Source organism: Lactiplantibacillus herbarum (assembly GCF_001039045.1).
GTDB lineage: Bacteria > Bacillota > Bacilli > Lactobacillales > Lactobacillaceae > Lactiplantibacillus > Lactiplantibacillus herbarum.
Genome location: NZ_LFEE01000022.1, coordinates 109,726 through 127,406, shown reverse-complemented (window position 1 = coordinate 127,406; position 17,681 = coordinate 109,726). Strand labels below are relative to the sequence as shown.

Below are 17,681 nucleotides of genomic sequence, written 5' to 3'. Positions count from 1 at the left end.
AATTTTCAGATCACAAGCATACCAACACTTGCAGTGAATAATTAACTTTCAATCTTTAGATTCTGAATATTAATGTCCGAAACGTGCGCCAAAAGTTAGCTGATTCTACGTATAATTATGAATAAATAGTCGCATTTTTAGGGCAGTATTAGCTAAGCATGATAAAATAGAAGTTAAATTAGATATAACGAGGTTATTATGCAAGTAGAAAAACTAAGACAGGTAAAAGCAGCGGTATTGAAGCTAAGACAGCAACTGCGAGCCGGAGAGGTCTATCAGTCGTTGCCCCAACGTGTTGGTCAGTTAATTGAACAGGTGCCAATGACACCGGCAACCACGGTCATCACACCTAACGATGATGAAGTATGGTCACTGGTTCAAGAATTACATCAAGGTTTAGATGACGGCTCACTCGTAGCGATAACGGATGAGCAATTACAACAATTATTGGCACACTTGGGTTCACTTGATCCACAGATTCGTGATCGGGGCTGTTACTATTTATTGAACGAAGCGTTACAACAACAAGTTCTGACACCTGATCAATTAGGGTTGATTTTTGATCAATTGATTGTAGATGATGTTTTATTTGCACACATTGATGAACCGACCAATGATGCTATCTACCAACGGTCATTTGCGATTCTGTTAATTTCGGTGTTACTCTACGCTGATCATGCGGGATTAAAATTTATGACCAGTGCGCGGTTGGAGCAAGTCGTCACCCAGTTCACCACCTATATGGTACTTGAGACGGATACCCGCGGTTTTGTGGGAACGACTGGCTGGGCGCATGCTTATACTCATATTGGTAATCTACTAGATGAGTTAGCGGATGAGAATGAATTAGCTCGGGCTGATAAATTATTGATGTTAGCCGTGTTGATTGGCCGGTATCAACGCCTGTCGACACCGTTGATTTTTGGTGAACCTGAACGGTTATCGTCTTATTTCGCATTGATCACTAATAAAGATGAGTTATACTGTGACTACTTGTTGGCGGCCTTCAAAGACTGGCATCGGCACATGGTGTCACAAGATGCTCCCGCTAGTGAAGGGGACTGGACGCGGATTTTTAACCGTAATCGGTTGCTAGAAGCAATGGCGTTGCACGATGATTTTCCAACGGCCGTTGTGGATTATTTAGATGATGAACTTGAATTTTTAGGATGATTTTGAAAGAAGGCCATTAGATGCAAGCATCAGCAGTGGGACTATATCAAGGATTACCAATCAGTGATCCGGCGAGTTTGCAAGATGTTACCATTGAAGTAGGTGAACCACAAGGTCGTGAGATCTTAGTCGCTGTGATGGCAACGGCAGTCAATCCAATCGACACGAAGCAGCGTCAAGGACAAGCGACCGTTACTGAACCACGCATCTTGGGTTTTGACGCGGTCGGCAAGGTGCTAGCTGTGGGCGAGACGGTTACGACGATTATGCCGGATGATATTGTGTACTATGCTGGCGCGGTCAATCGCCCCGGGAGTGACGCGCAGTATCAATTAGTCGATGAACGGTTAGTCGCCCAGGCCCCGAAGAGCTGGACGCCTGCTCAATCTGCTGGGTTACCACTGACAACTTTGACGGCGTGGGAAGCACTGTTTGAGAAGTTGCCATTTGTTGCAGCACCTCAAGCTAATCAGGGTCACAGTGTCCTAATTATCAATGGTGCCGGTGGTGTTGGTTCAATGGCGATTCAGTTAGCTAAGTGGGCTGGCCTAACCGTTGTGACGACGGCCGGTAAGATTGCGACTAAAGCGTGGGTCGAAGAACTCGGCGCGGACGTTGTGCTAGATTACCATGACGATTTGGCGACTCAGTTAGCGAATGCCGGGATGCCGGATGGGGTGGAACATGCGATTATTCTGCATTCAACGGATCGCTACTTACCAATCGTGGCACCGTTAGTACGGCCGTTGGGAACGATTGTTGCGGTGGTGACGAATCAGGAGCCATTACCAATGGAATTACTCAAAGCTAAGAGCTTGAACTTTGCTTGGGAGTTTATGTTCACCAAGTCGGACTATCAGTTACCAGCTATGGCGATGCAAGGCTGTATCTTAGCGCGGGTAGCTCAGTTGGCGGATGCGGGTGAACTAGTACCAACGACCAAGCGTATCTTTGATGGGATTAATGCGGCTAACTTACGTGCAGCCCACGAAGTTGTGGAAACGGGGCAGATGTTGGGCAAAGTTGTCTTGACGGCACCGTTTAAATAGTTAAAAAAGACTAGTTTTATTGCAAAAATGTTTCCAATTGTGCTTAGATATTGTAGAATTAACTAAGCCGTAGTATGAAATAAACCTTGATAGGATGAACAAAATATGGAGACACAAAAAAAGATTCACGTTGGCTTGTTATTTGGCGGTAATTCTTCGGAACATGATGTTTCGAAGCGTTCAGCGCACAACATTTACGATGCCATGGACAAGGATAAATACGAAGTTGATTTATTCTTACTAACAAAAGATGGAATTGTATTAAGTAACGCTGCGACTCAACGGATTTTTGCTGGTGAAGCGGAAGACGCTGTCGTAGCTGAAGAAATGCCAAAGCTGGATATGAGTGATCCGTTGGCACCAATCAAGAACTTAGCCTTGGCTAAGGATATTGATATCTTTTACCCAGTGGTTCACGGTAACTTGGGCGAAGATGGTACTTTACAAGGGTTATTCAAACTGTTGAAGAAGCCTTATGTCGGTAGTGGTGTCTTAGCTTCAGCTGCTAGTTTTGATAAGGATATCACGAAGCAGATCTTGACGCACAATCACATTCAAAATACCAAGTACGTTGTGGTGACACCTGAAAATCGTGATCAGATGACCTATGCTTATTTACAAGAACACGTTGGGAGTCATTTGTTCATCAAGCCCGCTAACCAGGGGTCTTCAGTTGGGATTCACAAGGCTGAAAATGAACAGGATTACCTTGATGGATTGGCAGATGCCTTCAAGTACGATTACAAGATCTTAGTTGAAGAATCAATCGACAATCCGCGTGAAGTTGAATGCTCAATCTTGGGTAATGAAGCACCTAAGGCTTCTAAATTAGGTGCCGTTGACGTACCTAAGACGGATACATTCTACGACTATAACAATAAGTTTGTCGATGCTAGTGGGGTCAACTTCGAGTTACCCGTAGAATTACCAGCAGATTTAACTAAACGGATTCAACAGATGTCTCTTGATGCGTTCGTCGCATTGGGCTTGAAGGGCATGGCCCGGGTTGACTTCTTAGTTTCTGAAGACGGTGAACCATACTTGGGTGAAATCAACACGTTACCTGGTTTCACTAACATCAGCTTATATCCTAAGTTGTGGGAAGTTTCTGGGATTGGCTACACTGATTTAATCGATCAGTTAATCCAATTAGGTTTTGATGAATTCAAACGTCAATCAGAAATCCACTATGACTTCGTGGCGTTAGACGCTGAATAGGTTTAAACCAATTTGAATAAATGATAGTGTGGTGGTTGGGATGAAGCAATTCATGCCAACCATTTTTTTGCGAGGAGGCGGATCATGATCCAACGGGGATGGCAGTTAATAAAAAACGGTTGGCAACAACTACATGGTCCGTTAGCACGATGGTGGCTGCTGGGCTTTATATTAGCGTTAGTGGTCAAAGTACTAGGATTACAAGTTGGTGGCTGGCTTAGCCTGATGGGACTACTATTACTGAGTTGTTGGTTGCCTTTAGTAGCCGCTAAGAGTAATCGCCAGCGCTGGACGTGGCGACAATTTGGCTTAGTCTGGACATTGATGATGGGGACCGGAATTTGGTGGTTACCGTTGGGCTGGGGTGGCTATCTTGCAACCTTACAAGTCAGCATTAAGTTACCGGCTACGTTGCAAAATATTATTTTTAATACGCGCTATGATTGGCTACCAATTGTGGTACCGCTCTGGGGGTTAAGCTGGCTAGTGAGTCTCAAGTGGCTGCCGGCGTTACGGCAACAGCTCCAGCAACCGACTAACTGGTCGACGTATTGGCGTACTGGTTGGCACACGTCTTGGTGGTCAGTTGTCAAACGTGGTGGTAACTGGCTAGTTGTGTTGGCAGGTTGGGCAGTAATTGCGAGTGTGGCACTCGGCGTAGTATGGATGGCTGAATTGGTTGCACCCATGCTGGGCTACGGGTTAGCCGTACTAAGTTTGACTGGGTTACAACTGCTGATTTGGCTGGCGCTAATGGGTTTGTGGCGTGAGTGGTGGCCGAATGTAACGAGTAGCCGCACTAATCATCATAATTATTGGTCAAGTAGTCTGCTTTTGATTGGTCTGCTAACCTATGCTGGTTGGTGGCTACAACCGTCAACAGCAGCGTTACCAGCCGTTATCGCACATCGGGGTGTCAATGGTGATAATGGGGTTCAAAACACGACCAAGACGCTTAAACGCACTGCTGGGCGTGTCCACCCGAACATGGTTGAAATGGATATTCAAGCCACTGCGGATCATCGCTGGGTCGTCATGCATGATCCAACGTTACAAAATTTGGCAGATCGTCCGGGTCCTGTGCGCGACTATTCATTGTCCCAGTTAGCTGGCTTACCTTTACAAGAGCATGGTCAACGAGGGCAGTTAAGTACTTTTTCCCAATACTTTCAGGTCGCGCAACGGATACGGCAGCCGTTGTTAGTTGAAATCAAAGCGGTTGGCGTAGCGGATCAATTAATGGGACCGTTCGCTGATCGCTATGCCAAGCAGTTACAACAACACCAAGGGGCCGTTCATTCCTTAGATTATCGGGTAGTGGCAAGGTTGCATCAGCGTGATCCACAGTTGAGGGTAGGTTTTATTACACCTTTTTACCTAACGGACTTTAAATTGAGTGTGGCGAATTTCTACTCGTTACAAGCGCTAACCGCCACTCAGGAGCAGGTCAATGCGGCTCATCGGGAACATCGGAAGGTGTATTTCTGGACGGTCGACCGTTCGCTAGCGATGAGGCGTCTAACGGCCATGGGGGCGGATGGACTGATAACGAATTACCCTGGAAGATTACGGCAAATTCAAAGCCAGCAGAGCCATTATTTTTTTAATCAATTGATAAATTGGCTGGTAAGTGGGTTATAATCAACTAAAAATCAAATGAGAGCAAGACTTAATTATTAAGGAAGCTATTGAGGGCGATATTAGTGCTGTACCAGTGATAGAGCTGGTTTAAGTGAAAGGTGATACCTAAAGTTAATAAATCGCTTTCCATAGTAATCCACTTTAATGAACCGATATTTAATTAGTGTGATTAACGAACTGGGTATCTAGATAATTAATAAATGACCCTAGTTGTTAATCATGGTATAAACTTAATATTGAATAAGAATTACGCGTATTTCTTGCGTCAATCGTATTATCTGAATATAATTATATGCGTGATTGTTATTGCCCAATTTGGTAGTGTCCAATTTTTTGAGTATGTTCGACTAAGTAAGAGAATTGATTAGTGTTCCAATAGTGATTTACTTACAAGTGGGGTCAAGTAAGTTGCTAGTACCAAGGATTAATTAGTGTTAAGGCAATTTAGATAAAGAGGGGTTTAGTATGAGAATATTGGGAGACAAAGTTCGGCAGTTCCGCAAGCGTAAGGGAATGTCGCAAAAAGAATTGGCAGAGGGTATCTGTACCCAGGCAACAATTAGTTTAATTGAAAAAAAGAGTAAGATTCCAAGTATGAAGATTATGATGAAAATCTGTAATCGATTAGGAATTCGTTTGTCAGAAGTCATTATTGAAAATGACGACCAGTTATATCGGACATTCAAAAAAATTGATTTATTGATTCGTCAGACTAAGTTAGAAGAAGCGCAAGAAGTCTTTGAAAGTATTCGACCAAAGCAGTTGCGTAGTAATGCGGACAAGAAACAGTATTACTACTACGAAGGTTATTTACAGTTAGTGCTTAATGACAATGCGGATGAAGCCATCTTTAACTTTGGGATGCTATTGAACCAATTTGTGAAGTCGAGTCATGACATGTTTGCCATCTTGGCCACATTAGGAACCGGGTTGGCATATGAACGTAAACAAGCCTATGACAAGGCTGAAATCTTCGTTAAGCAGGCCGTGGCCACGTTACACACGATGGACGTGCAGGCGTTGCCAATCGGTGACGACGACTACTTGCAAAATGAGATTTTGATCTATGCTTCGGCGGCGCAATTATACGCTAAGATCAATTTCCCAGAAGAAGCGTTGGAACTGATTGATTTAGCCTTGCAGAAGGCGCAAGCAAGCCAGTCACTCTCCTTGTTAGACCGGCTGTACGCACAAAAGGCTGCTAATGAAGTCGTTTTGAATAACATTCAAGCTGCTCATGATCACTATTACGTGGCCTATGCCTTGAGCTTGGTGACGCATAACAGTCGTTTGACTGAAAAGATCACTAAGGAAATGGCTGAGTATCATATCACGCCGTTGCAAGTGGCGAACGAAGCTTAGTACGCTACCCAAAACTAATTAAAGAAGTATAGTAAAAAGCACTGTTTGAATTGGACTAATCAATTCAGACAGTGCTTTTTTAGACATCAATTTCTCGATGTAGATTTACAACAACCCCAGCAAATAATTTGTCAAAGGCTGTTTTTTCAAGAATAACGGGTTCGGGATCAGCAGGTCCGTTTAAAATGAAATACTGATGATCACTACCCCAGATTACTCGCCGAATAACAGTGTCGCCACGCGAATCGAGGTTTAGCGCAACCAGTTTACTACGGTGCTGATCAGAAAAATTGCAAATAGCTGTATCAGTACTAATAACGACGAGGGAATCCATTGTAATTCCCTCAGTAATAAGCGCGTTGTCAGCGACTTTTAACCAAAAATATTGTGGTTGGGCTGCAGCAAAATCGAGATGTGGTAGTCGTGAATAGACACGACGGCTAGCAGGAATCTGCAATCTAATGGAACTATTAAGTAATTGTAGTTCGTGAACAGTAGCTTTATCAGTTGTCAGATTATCATTAGAATCAAATGTATCGGAATTATTGGGTATCAGGCCAGCTAATGTAAAAATTTCATTAGTCGTAATATTTAAACCTTTAGCGATTTTTCGTAAGGTTTCTGGTTTGGGAATTTGTCGTTTATTGTTTTCAACTTGTGAGTAGTAAGAAGAAGAAATACCACTAAAAAGTGCAACTTTGCGAACTGAATAGCGCTTCTGTGTTCGGATACGTTTTAATTGTTCGCCAAATGTTACTTTAACCATAAAAACACCTCTATATCACATTAGTATATCAAGGTAACGTGCTATCTAATAACGATATAAGTGATGTACAACTCAAAAGTGCTTGCTAAAGTGAAACGTAAAACTTATAATTCATTATGTTGTGATACTCGTTTGTAAACGTTATTAGTGATTTTATGCCTTTAACATTGGATTTTTGTAGTGCTCAGGTTGGTATGTATCATTTTACTAAAGTGAAACAATTGGTGATGATTATAGTAATGAGGTCACAAGACTGATTAGATGGTTGTTTGAGTAATGTAAGTACTTTGGAGGTAGGAATAGTGATGAAGACATGTTCAAATTGTGGTAAAGAGATTAAACGAAATACTAAGTTTTGTGTGTTCTGTGGTGCTGAGCAAAAAAAAGTTGATGATAAAGTTGAGAAGACAGAAATGGATGAAGTAAAAGTTGATACAACAATAGACAATCAGATAGAGGGAGCAACGACTACTAAAACTAGTAAAACTGAAAAACCCAAAAAACGCAGTTCACAGTGGATACTGGGAATTTGTATCTTACTTTTTGGAATTTGGGGATTACATAAATATATGACGTATTTACCAACTGGACAAACGGACCCATTCACTGTGCTAGCTTATACGGCTAAAAGAACAGATGTTTTTATTATGGCGTATGGAAGCGGCCACGAAGATGAGTTTTTTAATAATGATTATGTTATCTACTTGAATAAGAATCAGAGAACAGGGAAACTCGTATTTCCTGTTAAAGGTATGCATGACTGGCGTACACACTATTGTTATTTAGTTACTGTCGGCAATGGTAGTGATGCAAGTACACTAGCTGTTGATATAAAAAACGTTAAGTGGTCTCGCTTTATTAACGACAAAGTAGCAAAAGTAACTGGAAATAATCCATATTCATGGACAGAAAAAATGTCAATTCAATATTACAGTGACCATGTCTCTGATTTAGATGAAGCATCTAATAATAATTTTAAATAGGGGGAGAATAACGTGTATAAGCGATTAATGGGGATTATTGTACTCGTGTGTGTAGGGCTATTAGCTGGTTGTACTCAAAAGTCAAAGCAATCAGAAACGGCTAACAAGCAGATAACTAGTAATAAAGTAACGTCGGTAAAATCGGTCTACTATCAAAATCTTAGCAAAGCCGATAAAGAAAAAATCAGGTTTGATTTTACGATTGATGCGGATGATACGCAGGATAATGTTGCTGATCCAGTTTACGTGGTATCAATGAAGATTACTAATCATACCCAAAAGATAATCAAATTTGAGCAGTCCAAATTTGTTTATTTATTTGAAACAGATAAGGCTTTGTCTAAACGTAATGGATCACTAAGTATTAAGCCTAATCAGACACAAAAAGTTAATCAACTTTTTGAACAAGTACCGGAACAGGCAACGGTTGGTACTGGCATTATTGAGTATCTTAATAAAGACAATAAATTAGCTTATGCTGATTTTAAAAATAGTAAAGTTAGTTCTGACAGCTTAAATAGTACCAAATTAATTGCGATGAATAAATCAGTAACTGGTAGTAATTCAGATCAAAGTACTGATTCAGAATCGAGTGAAAGTTCAAGTGTTGATTCTGAGACTGACTCAACCAGCTCATCTGAGGTTGAAGCAAGTAGTACATCAAGGCTAACTGAAGAACAAGCCAAAGTGCTGTTAGCAAAAGCCTTTGAAGATGCAGATAGTTTTGGTGGTTATACGATTGATGAATTATCAACAATTAAAGGCTCAACTGGTGGTTGGAGTTTTGTTAATCCGGATGGTTTAAGTTGGTTTGTTTCACCGGACGGAGTAGTAAAAGGACCTGGAGACAAATAGTAAGTTCGAGTGAAGATGAGTTCTTAATTTAATATGGGATATTGAGGGGAATAGTTATGTTTATGCATTTTTTGTTATTTGGCGTGATTTGGGCGATTTTAAGTGATGTGTTTTTAAAGCCTTATGCTGATCAACACGGCTGGTCTAAAGCTAAATACTATGTTATTGACTCATTAATCTTCATGCTGATTTTTATGTTGTTTGAGCAGCAAGGTTACTATTATTTTTATTGAGACAAGTTTGGCTGAATGATAAAGAGAAATTTATAAAAGTGATATGCCAGAAATGCGGTAAAGAAGTAGAGTGTGATGTAAATTATTGCCCTTACTGTGGAAGGATTCTCAAAAAAACAATAATTGATGATGATAATTCAGTAAATAATTCCAATGAAGTGGTGGGCTACAGGGGCTTGAACCGATATCCACGGGAGACTATCAAAGCTAGCTATTACTATCTGTTTCATACTTCAGACAAATAAATTTTAAGTTAAATCAAAAAGATCGCCAACTCGGCGATCTTTTTGATTAAAACTTATTTTTTCTTAGGTTTTGGTGCCGGCTTGTTATCCAGATCAGTCCGAACAACGAGCACGTCGCAGACAGCCATTCGCGTCACGTATTCCGTTACGGAACCAATCAATAGTCGTTCAACGGCGTTTAAACCAGTTGCACCGATCATGATTAAGTCGATATCCATATCACGTGGAACATCGCGAGCAATGATGGTCTTAGGTGCGCCGTATTCGATTGAATAATCGACATTATCTAAACCATCAGCCTTAGCTTCAGCAACATACTTGTCCAAAGTCTTTTGAGCAGTGTCTGTTACTTGTTCAACCATCGTGGTATCAAAGCTTGAAATATTTTGGAACGCGCGGGTATCTACCACGTGGACCATGTGAACGGATGCTTTAGGTCCGTTCCGCTTGGCAACTGCGACCGCCTTTTTAAATGCTAATTCCGCCTCGTAAGAACCGTCAACGGGAACTAAGATGTGTTGGTATTGTTGTAACATCATTCTCACCCCTCATTACTTGATAACTATATTGTAAAGGTTTTCGTAAAAAATAAAAAGCGTTTTCCCTTAGATTTGCATAAAACTAACAAGAATTAGCGCAATTGCCATCATGATTAAGGAACCACTGGCAAGGACAATCGCAATCAACATGGTCGTCTGAATAAAAATCGTTACGATACAGGCGACGGCGACGAGGAGCATCAGACCACCGCCATAGCGGGCCACGTTCTTGATCGTAGGCGCCTTGTTAGGATCAAAGAATAGGAAGGGACGTGCTTGGTGACTGAACAAATAGTAACCTAGCCAAGCAGCAATTAAGGTGTAGATAATGAGTAATAGGGTAATCACGGGTTAATCCTCCAGATAAATTTGATGATTGCGTTAAACAATTGGTGGTTAAAAAATAAACTGAAATTACAATGGCTGAAACGGGCAATGAGTCTAGTACCATTTCAATCGTTTAGCAGTAAATAAAAAAGGCCAGGACAAGTCCTGACCACGGAAGTCACCTTCCGGAAAAACTAGTGGTGCCGTTAAAAGCCCTTCAGTATTGACCCGCTTTAAGGCAGGTGGGACGAAATGGCTGATCCGCTAACTACCAAGTGAAAAGGCGTGTTATTGGATTGGCTAAGGTACGTCCCAAAGTAGTATTAATTGTTCGGCAACACTTTTATTAGAGCAATGCGTACACCTTAGTAATTTCGACTCTTAGTCTAGCATATTAAAATAAAAGTTGCAATTATTCTACGGCAATATATGTTAGCGGTTTCTTGAGTTAGCTTTTAATAATTTTTGATACTGTTCTGCTAGGGCAGTTTCGTAGCGCCCGTTGGTTTTGGGCTGGTAATACTCAGCGTCCTTGATGGCATCCGGGAGGTATTGTTGCGCAACCCAATCGCCAGGGTGGTCGTGTGGAAAGTCATAGCCAACACCGTGACCTAACTTAGCAGCTCCTTGGTAGTGGGCATCCTTCAGATCAGCCGGAATATCGCCAAAATGGCCGTTGCGCACCGTTGCTAAAGCAGCGTCCATGGCATCAATACCGGAGTTTGATTTGGGCGATAGGGCCAGTTCAATCACGGCATTAGCCAGTGGAATCCGAGCTTCCGGAAAGCCAAGCTGATCCGCTGCCTGCACAGCCGTAACGGTGTGGGCGCAAGCAGTTGGATTGGCGAGACCGATGTCTTCATAGGCGATCACCATTAAGCGCCGCATGATACTTTTGAGGTCACCGGCTTCGACTAACCGTGCTAAGTAATGTAAGGCAGCGTTGACGTCGGAACCACGAATTGATTTTTGGAAAGCCGAGATAACGTCGTAGTGGGCGTCACCGTCCTTGTCCGCAGACAACGCTTTTTTCTGCAAACATTCTTCAATGGTCGCTTGGGTAATCGTGATGGTACCATCTTCAGCCGGTGTCGTTGACAATACGGCTAACTCTAAGCCATTAAGGGCACTGCGGAGATCACCGTTTGTGGCCGTGCACAGATGATGTAGTGCGGCTGGTGCTAGGTCAACTTGGTATTTCCCGAGACCGTCACGCTCATCTTTAAGGGCGCGTTCAACGGCGACCTGAATATCATCATCATTTAATGGAAAGACCTGAAAGATTTGTGTCCGGCTACGAATAGCGGGGTTAATACTGATATATGGATTTTCAGTGGTTGCGCCGATTAAAATAATACGGCCACTTTCGAGGTGCGGAAGTAGGAAGTCTTGCTTAGTCTTATCTAGTCGATGAATTTCATCTAACAGTAAGATGACCGTGCCACTCATCTTGGCTTCTTCGGCGACAATTTGTAATTGTTTTTTACTATCGGTAGCGGCGTTCAGCATCCGAAAGGCGTACTTGGTAGAACCAGCAATCGCACTAGCGATACTAGTCTTACCCGTGCCTGGGGGACCGTAGAGAATCATTGAGGACAGGCGTTTGGCCGTTACCATCCGCGCAATGATCTTACCCGGACCAACCAACTGTTGCTGCCCGACAACGTCTTCTAATGTCCTAGGACGCATCCGATAGGCTAAAGGTTGTTGCATTGTTTGAAATCCTCCCTTGCAAAACTAGTCCTAACTATTATAGCATTTAGGGTGAAGGTCACCGAACAATCGGTTTATAATGAATTTAAAATAGATGAGGATTGATTTTATGGAATTAGATGCAATTGGTAAAGCAATCATGCAATATCACTTAGTCCCATTGGTTCACCAAGCGAACATGGGGCTGGAAGTGACGATGCAACGGGTCAACGGGCAGGGAAACTTGTCAGTAAATGCGCATCCACAAGTGTTTGGCGATAATCAACGTAATCGTCAGCTGCGTCAAGGGTTTTCAGCGACACAACTCAAATTCAGTACGCCGGCAATGCGTGACTTATCAGCTTTAATGGCGTATTTAAATGGACTAAATACGGCGGCACGGCGAGCTTTGAAACCAGATGACTATCTCTGGCCACTGTCGAGTACGCCAGTCTTGCCAGCCGATTTAACGACGATTCCACTAGCGGATGTTGATGCGGTTAGCTTTAAACGTCGGCAACAACAGGCTAAAAAATACGATGTTCAGAAATTAATGACTACTGGGGCGCACGTCAATCTGAGTTTTAATGAACAGATTTTCACTCGTTTATATGCAGAAACATTCCACCAACAGTATCACAGTTACGTTGAGTTCCGAAATGCCGTTTATTTGAAAGTCGCACAGGGGTTTGTTCGTATGGATTGGTTGATTCAGTACTTATTCGGAGCAACGCCTAATCTAAGTGTGACGGATACTGAACGGCCACAACGCAGTAGCGTGCACAATCGGGCAGCTCGTTATAGTCAAGTTGCAGGCGACTACACGGCCATTGACCGTTACGTGACTAAGCTAGAGGCAGCGGTTCATGACGGGCAATTGTTAAGTGTCAATGATTTTGACGGTCCCGTTCGCTTACGGAGTACGGGACAATTGACGACGTTGACACGCCAAGGTGTTTACTATCTTGAATACCGGGGACTAGATCTTGATCCAACGAGTCCCGTGGGTGTTGATCAAAATGCGGTGGCCTTTATGCGGTTGCTGGCCAGCTACTTTGTGATGATGCCAGCACTGCCAACTGCGATGGTCACTAAAGTAAATGAGCAGGCTGGCCAGTTGAGTCGGCAAGTGACTGCGGAGAATCCAACGACTGCCAGTGTTCAAGCAGAACCGGCTGCACAAGTATTGGATGCCCTAGCTGATTTTGCGAAGACGTACGGGTTGCCAAATGAAGATATCGTATTGCTGGAACAACTCAAACAACGAGTGACAGATCCGAAAAAGACGGTGAGTGCCCAGGTCGCAATGCAGGAGTCAGCGTTAACGTGGGCGATGTCACAAGCGCAGACTTATCAAGCGGCTGCCTTGGAACGGCCATTTGAATTACCAGGATTCACTTCGTTAGATATTTCAAGTCAACTATTGGTACAACAAGCCTTAACAAGAGGCATTAAAACCAGTGTGATTGATGCTGACGCGAATATTTTGCGCTTGACGCAGCAGGGACAGTCACAATTAGTGGTGGCTGGTAGTGGAACTGACTTGAATCCACAAGCGCTAACTTCGATATTGCCGCATAAAGCAGCTGCGAAACAAGTTCTCACTGAACATGGCGTCCAAGTGCCCGCATCACAGACTTACCATTCAGCTAACCAGTTGATTGACGATTACGACCGCTACGTTCAAGCAGGTGGTATCGTATTGAAGGCCGCTGACCATGCTCATCAAGTTGCTGTTTTCCGAATTATGCCGGAACGACAATTGTTTGAACAGGTGGTCCACCAGTTATTTGAACAGAATCACAGTGTCATGGCGGAAGAAGTTGTCGTAGCTTCGAGTTACCGCTTCTTAGTGATCGATGGGCACGTGCAGGCGATCGTTGAACGACTCCCAGCCAATATCGTTGGTGACGGGCGTTCAACGGTGCAGACCTTATTGGATCGTAAGAATGAACGGGTACTGCGCGGAACGGCCTTCAAATACCCACAATCCAGTCTTAGATTAGGTACGATCGAACGTTACCGGTTAGAATCTTATAACTTAACGCTGGATTCCGTTGTTGGGCGGGGGACGCAGATCTTATTACGTGAAGATGCGACCTTTGGTAACGGTTCGGATGTCTTGGATGCGACGGATGATATGGATACGTCGTACGTACAAGCAGTCGAAAAACTAGTCTCGGAGTTAGGATTATCCGTAGCTGGTGTCGATGTGATGATTCCGAATCTCTACGCTGAATTAGTGCCAGAACATCCCGAGATGGCCGTGTATGTGGGTATCCACGCCGCACCATTCTTATATCCGCACTGTTTCCCAATGTTCGGGGAGGCCCAGCCGGTGACGGGGGCTTTGCTAGACGCCTTATTTAAATAGTTGAAGATTGAGGCCTCATACTAGGCATAACTTTCGCTTCCGGTGGGCAGTACTAGCTCAGCTGTGGGGAACGGGTTAAGCTTGAGAAGCGGTCTTAATCTTCGACTTGATCCTTGGCACATTTCGCCAATGACCAAGATCGTCCGTGGCGTAAGTCCGGTAAAAAAACACCGAACTAACGCCACCTTCACTGCATCGCTAGTACTGCCCACCTTCAGCTAGATTGACTTATACTTCTGAATATTGTTAGTAGCATTAGCTTGATTAACTAGAGATGGCTGCCAGTCAATCAATTAGTGATCAAGTTTAAGCGGAGCCAGCCGGGAAATTGTGCCATGTAGGCAATCTAAGATGGCGTTGTTGGCCGTCTTAGATTGCGGGACGACTTTTGAGACTTGCATTTTAGGCTCAAAAGTGAGGAACCAGACCGCAGTTTGGCTGGGGCCGGTCCCCATGGCACGTTTTCCTAGCTGGCGGAGCGGTGAATTAAATACTGATGTTTTTTGCTAGTAATTTCAGGCAACTAAAATAAGCGTCCGGGCTATAAAAGCCCAGACGCTTATTTGCATACCGAATTTCAATTGGTAAACCGTTTTTAGTTATAGAAATTTTTTGAATTTATTGAATAGGCCGCCTTGCTTAGTGCAGGGGGTAGTTGGCTTAGTTGATTGGTAGCGCTGATCGATATCGATGACGTCTTCATTGATGGCAGTTGCCGCCGTGAAGACTAGCGCATAATCCGTATCCGTAGTGCGATACATATCGTCCGTTTTAACAGTGAATTTAATGTTTGCCTGACTGGCAGCCTTGATATAGGGGCCGATAAAGTCCTGATCTAAGTTACCGTTGATGTAGAGTTGGTAGTCTGGGTGAGCTACGAATGCTTGTGTCAGTTCAGTGACGTAATGAGTCCGTTTTAATTGATACACGGTGACCGCAACTTCGACGCGTTCACGAAAAGTCCCGAGGTACTTTCGTTGTTCGTCGGGATGCAACTTTGGCGTCCCGTGCATGGCAGTTTCAATCCGGTCAACCGGTTGTTGGTCTGTTTCAGCCATTGTCTAACATCCTTTCCTAGATGATAGTACCAATTGTAGCATGTTCCCCCGGGAATGGCGATCTTAACCCGATGACGAACCAAAATGGGAGCTTTTAGTAGGTTGTTTTGGCAGATAAATTTGGTGTGGACTTAATTTTGCAGTTCGGATTAAAATACGCTATGGTAATGGTATATCAGCTACTTAGCTCAGAGTCACGACAGATAGTCTGGCGAATGAAAATGACGAAGGGCTAGAGTATAGCGTAGGGAGCGATGGAAAGTCATGTTCACAAACGATGATTTTGATATTTTTAATGAGCCAACCTTGCCAGGACGGATGCACCTGATCAAAACGGTGATTGATCCCAAATTTGAACAAGTAGCACCGCAGATCATAACGAGTTTACAAACTACTAAGTCACAGCCATTTTATGCACATGTGGCTAAACACTTGCGCCGCTTTAAGAATCCACCGGTGGATACGTGGGTTGCCTTCAGTCAGAATAAGCGGAGCTATAAAGCGTGGCCTCACTTTGAATTAGGCTTGTGGCCGGATCGGTTGTTTATTTACTTTGATATTCTGGATGAAGGTAAAGCGGCTGTTCAAGCTGGCATAAGTACGTCGCAATTGGCTGACTTGTTAAAAACCTTGCCGGCAGTCTTTGTGGTCAGTAATAACCACGGTGTAGCGGAAACGCAACCGGCGACAGCTGCTAATGTGGCTCAAGCGCTTCAGAAGTTTGATCAGTACAAGCACAAGGAATTAGTCGTTGGGCGCAGTGTGCCAGTGGGCGATGAACTGTTTGGAGATGCTGATGCCTTAGTCCGATACATCATCGCGACTTTTACCGAGTTATTACCAATTTATCAACCGATTATGGCCGCAGTAGCCGCCCAGTCAGAAGCTGTGGATAACTAATCGACTTAGTGTAAGTGAGACTAAAAAATAGGGGTGACTGTAATGATTAGTAAAATGCGTGTGATGTTGTACGTTGATGATGTCAGCGTCATCAACGATTTTTGGCAACAAGCAATCGGTGCAACGGTGGTAGAAACGTTGGCTTTACCTGAACAATACCAGGGAATCGTACTAGCGGTTACGGATGAAATTGAGCTAGCGTTATTTCCTAAAGCATTTATTCGCAAGTTTTCACCAGAAGTCTTACACGGGACACCGTCACTGATGCTATTTAGCGACGCGTTCAAGACATTACATCAGCAGATTCCGGGTGCCGGAGCAATTGTGGATAATAACGGTACGTTGACATTTAACTTCGCTGACCCAGAAGGTAACTATTTCGTCATTGCTAAAAAATAGCTTGCGTTGAAATCGGGTTAGGGAAGCAAGACCAGTAAAATCAGGACACAAAAAAACGCCGCAAACGCGACGTTTTTTGTAAACCAGAAATTATAGTTTGTTGTAGTATTCAACGATAAGTGATTCGTCGATATCTGCTTCAAGTTCTTCACGTTGTGGTAAACGAATCAATGAACCTTCGAGCTTGTCAGCATCGAATTGAACAAAGTTAGGACGTGCAACTACTGCTTCAACAGCACCAGTGATGATAACTAACTTTTGAGATTTTTCACGAACGGAGATAACTTGGCCGACAGCAACTTCGTATGAAGGAATATCAACGCGTTTGCCATCAACAGTGATGTGACCATGGTTTACTAATTGGCGAGCTTGACGACGAGTCGTAGCTAAACCTAAACGGTAAACCATGTTGTCTAAACGACGTTCGAGTAAGATCATGAAGTTAACACCATGCTTACCTTCGCGGATCTTACCAGCTTTAAGGAATAAGTTAGAGAATTGACGTTCAGTTAAACCGTACATCATCCGTAACTTTTGCTTTTCGCGTAATTGGGTACCGTATTCTGAAACCTTACCGCGACGACCTTGACCATGATCACCAGGAGCATAAGGACGACGAGCTAATTCTTTACCAGTACCGGAAAGTGACATTCCTAAACGACGGGAAATTTTCCAGCTAGGGCCTGTATAACGTGACATAAATAAATTCCTCCAATAATTTTAGTTGGAGTAAAATAATCCGATGTAAGTTCGATATTCGTTCAGATTGAACTGCAGGTTTCACCATTGCAGCCGCAGGTTACTAACTGACCAAAATATGGCACCAATCTGTTGACGAGCTTACCCACTCACTGCTGCATTATTTTA

Annotated in this window: 17 protein-coding genes; 11 read left to right on the top strand and 6 right to left on the bottom strand. The window is 43.3% G+C overall.

The annotated features are described in order from the left end of the window. Positions 1-198: 198 nt before the first annotated feature. The 5 genes from ACG95_RS08715 to ACG95_RS08695 all read left to right on the top strand — a co-directional run bounded on the left by ACG95_RS08715 (position 199) and on the right by ACG95_RS08695 (position 6,443). Positions 199-1,173 (top strand): DUF2785 domain-containing protein, encoded by a 975-nt coding sequence (locus ACG95_RS08715; protein ID WP_048000164.1) that lies wholly within the window; start codon positions 199-201, stop codon positions 1,171-1,173. A 20-nt stretch (positions 1,174-1,193) separates the two neighbouring features. Continuing rightward, positions 1,194-2,222 carry a zinc-binding alcohol dehydrogenase family protein gene (locus ACG95_RS08710; RefSeq protein WP_048000163.1) on the top strand — a complete coding sequence of 343 codons (1,029 nt, stop codon included), beginning with the start codon at positions 1,194-1,196 and terminating at the stop codon, positions 2,220-2,222. A 105-nt stretch (positions 2,223-2,327) separates the two neighbouring features. Then, the gene (locus ACG95_RS08705) at positions 2,328-3,440 is read left to right on the top strand and encodes a D-alanine--D-alanine ligase family protein (RefSeq protein WP_048000162.1); all 1,113 of its coding nucleotides are present in this window, start codon (positions 2,328-2,330) and stop codon (positions 3,438-3,440) included. Between the two features lie 84 nt (positions 3,441-3,524). Then, a complete protein-coding gene (locus ACG95_RS08700) occupies positions 3,525-5,081 on the top strand; it encodes a glycerophosphodiester phosphodiesterase (RefSeq protein ID WP_048000161.1) in 1,557 nt (518 codons plus the stop codon). Between the two features lie 465 nt (positions 5,082-5,546). After that, positions 5,547-6,443: a helix-turn-helix transcriptional regulator gene (locus ACG95_RS08695; protein WP_048000160.1), complete on the top strand. Its 897-nt coding sequence runs from the start codon at positions 5,547-5,549 to the stop codon at positions 6,441-6,443. 79 nt (positions 6,444-6,522) lie between these two features. Here the strand turns inward: ACG95_RS08695 and ACG95_RS14010 are convergent, their stop codons facing one another. Then, on the bottom strand, positions 6,523-7,209 hold the full coding sequence (locus ACG95_RS14010) for a helix-turn-helix domain-containing protein (RefSeq protein WP_053072756.1): 687 nt from the start codon (positions 7,207-7,209) through the stop codon (positions 6,523-6,525). A 305-nt stretch (positions 7,210-7,514) separates the two neighbouring features. Here ACG95_RS14010 and ACG95_RS08685 point away from each other — a divergent pair, with 305 nt between their 5' ends. The 3 genes from ACG95_RS08685 (at position 7,515) to ACG95_RS15020 (ending at position 9,525) form a co-directional block, all read left to right on the top strand. Beyond that, entirely contained in the window at positions 7,515-8,192 is a 678-nt protein-coding gene (locus ACG95_RS08685; protein ID WP_048000159.1) for a zinc ribbon domain-containing protein, read from the top strand. Between the two features lie 12 nt (positions 8,193-8,204). Beyond that, complete coding sequence (locus tag ACG95_RS08680) at positions 8,205-9,047, top strand: hypothetical protein (protein ID WP_048000158.1); 843 nt, start codon at positions 8,205-8,207, stop codon at positions 9,045-9,047. Positions 9,048-9,318: 271 nt separating this feature from the next. Continuing rightward, positions 9,319-9,525 carry a zinc-ribbon domain-containing protein gene (locus ACG95_RS15020; RefSeq protein WP_420324100.1) on the top strand — a complete coding sequence of 69 codons (207 nt, stop codon included), beginning with the start codon at positions 9,319-9,321 and terminating at the stop codon, positions 9,523-9,525. Between the two features lie 53 nt (positions 9,526-9,578). Here the strand turns inward: ACG95_RS15020 and ACG95_RS08675 are convergent, their stop codons facing one another. From ACG95_RS08675 to ACG95_RS08665, 3 genes are all read right to left on the bottom strand, one after another. Further along, the gene (locus ACG95_RS08675) at positions 9,579-10,061 is read right to left on the bottom strand and encodes a universal stress protein (protein WP_048000175.1); all 483 of its coding nucleotides are present in this window, start codon (positions 10,059-10,061) and stop codon (positions 9,579-9,581) included. A gap of 69 nt (positions 10,062-10,130) precedes the next feature. Further along, positions 10,131-10,412: a hypothetical protein gene (locus ACG95_RS08670; protein ID WP_048000157.1), complete on the bottom strand. Its 282-nt coding sequence runs from the start codon at positions 10,410-10,412 to the stop codon at positions 10,131-10,133. A 411-nt stretch (positions 10,413-10,823) separates the two neighbouring features. After that, entirely contained in the window at positions 10,824-12,104 is a 1,281-nt protein-coding gene (locus tag ACG95_RS08665) for a replication-associated recombination protein A (RefSeq protein ID WP_048000156.1), read from the bottom strand. A gap of 109 nt (positions 12,105-12,213) precedes the next feature. On the opposite strand from ACG95_RS08665, the gene gshAB reads away from it, so the two are divergent. Further along, on the top strand, positions 12,214-14,457 hold the full coding sequence (gene gshAB / locus ACG95_RS08660; RefSeq protein WP_048000155.1) for a bifunctional glutamate--cysteine ligase GshA/glutathione synthetase GshB: 2,244 nt from the start codon (positions 12,214-12,216) through the stop codon (positions 14,455-14,457). Between the two features lie 599 nt (positions 14,458-15,056). Here gshAB and ACG95_RS08655 read toward each other — a convergent pair. Next, positions 15,057-15,515 carry a YueI family protein gene (locus ACG95_RS08655; protein ID WP_048000154.1) on the bottom strand — a complete coding sequence of 153 codons (459 nt, stop codon included), beginning with the start codon at positions 15,513-15,515 and terminating at the stop codon, positions 15,057-15,059. Positions 15,516-15,779: 264 nt separating this feature from the next. On the opposite strand from ACG95_RS08655, the gene ACG95_RS08650 reads away from it, so the two are divergent. Further along, the gene (locus tag ACG95_RS08650) at positions 15,780-16,415 is read left to right on the top strand and encodes a DUF1054 family protein (RefSeq protein ID WP_048000153.1); all 636 of its coding nucleotides are present in this window, start codon (positions 15,780-15,782) and stop codon (positions 16,413-16,415) included. 42 nt (positions 16,416-16,457) lie between these two features. Then, a complete protein-coding gene (locus ACG95_RS08645; protein WP_048000152.1) occupies positions 16,458-16,814 on the top strand; it encodes a VOC family protein in 357 nt (118 codons plus the stop codon). Between the two features lie 90 nt (positions 16,815-16,904). Here the strand turns inward: ACG95_RS08645 and rpsD are convergent, their stop codons facing one another. Next, positions 16,905-17,513: a 30S ribosomal protein S4 gene (rpsD, locus tag ACG95_RS08640; RefSeq protein ID WP_048000151.1), complete on the bottom strand. Its 609-nt coding sequence runs from the start codon at positions 17,511-17,513 to the stop codon at positions 16,905-16,907. Positions 17,514-17,681: the final 168 nt, after the last annotated feature.

What these genes read in the sequence shown, in the direction of transcription:
- ACG95_RS08665 (WP_048000156.1), bottom strand. Translation starts at nt 12,104, where the DNA reads ATGCAACAACCTTTAGCCTATCGGATGCGTCCTAGGACATTAGAAGAC.
- ACG95_RS08695 (WP_048000160.1), top strand. Translation starts at nt 5,547, where the DNA reads ATGAGAATATTGGGAGACAAAGTTCGGCAGTTCCGCAAGCGTAAGGGA.
- ACG95_RS08650 (WP_048000153.1), top strand. Translation starts at nt 15,780, where the DNA reads ATGTTCACAAACGATGATTTTGATATTTTTAATGAGCCAACCTTGCCA.
- ACG95_RS08685 (WP_048000159.1), top strand. Translation starts at nt 7,515, where the DNA reads ATGAAGACATGTTCAAATTGTGGTAAAGAGATTAAACGAAATACTAAG.
- ACG95_RS08655 (WP_048000154.1), bottom strand. Translation starts at nt 15,515, where the DNA reads ATGGCTGAAACAGACCAACAACCGGTTGACCGGATTGAAACTGCCATG.
- ACG95_RS08675 (WP_048000175.1), bottom strand. Translation starts at nt 10,061, where the DNA reads ATGTTACAACAATACCAACACATCTTAGTTCCCGTTGACGGTTCTTAC.
- rpsD (WP_048000151.1), bottom strand. Translation starts at nt 17,513, where the DNA reads ATGTCACGTTATACAGGCCCTAGCTGGAAAATTTCCCGTCGTTTAGGA.
- ACG95_RS14010 (WP_053072756.1), bottom strand. Translation starts at nt 7,209, where the DNA reads ATGGTTAAAGTAACATTTGGCGAACAATTAAAACGTATCCGAACACAG.
- ACG95_RS08645 (WP_048000152.1), top strand. Translation starts at nt 16,458, where the DNA reads ATGATTAGTAAAATGCGTGTGATGTTGTACGTTGATGATGTCAGCGTC.
- ACG95_RS08705 (WP_048000162.1), top strand. Translation starts at nt 2,328, where the DNA reads ATGGAGACACAAAAAAAGATTCACGTTGGCTTGTTATTTGGCGGTAAT.
- ACG95_RS08700 (WP_048000161.1), top strand. Translation starts at nt 3,525, where the DNA reads ATGATCCAACGGGGATGGCAGTTAATAAAAAACGGTTGGCAACAACTA.
- gshAB (WP_048000155.1), top strand. Translation starts at nt 12,214, where the DNA reads ATGGAATTAGATGCAATTGGTAAAGCAATCATGCAATATCACTTAGTC.
- ACG95_RS08710 (WP_048000163.1), top strand. Translation starts at nt 1,194, where the DNA reads ATGCAAGCATCAGCAGTGGGACTATATCAAGGATTACCAATCAGTGAT.
- ACG95_RS08715 (WP_048000164.1), top strand. Translation starts at nt 199, where the DNA reads ATGCAAGTAGAAAAACTAAGACAGGTAAAAGCAGCGGTATTGAAGCTA.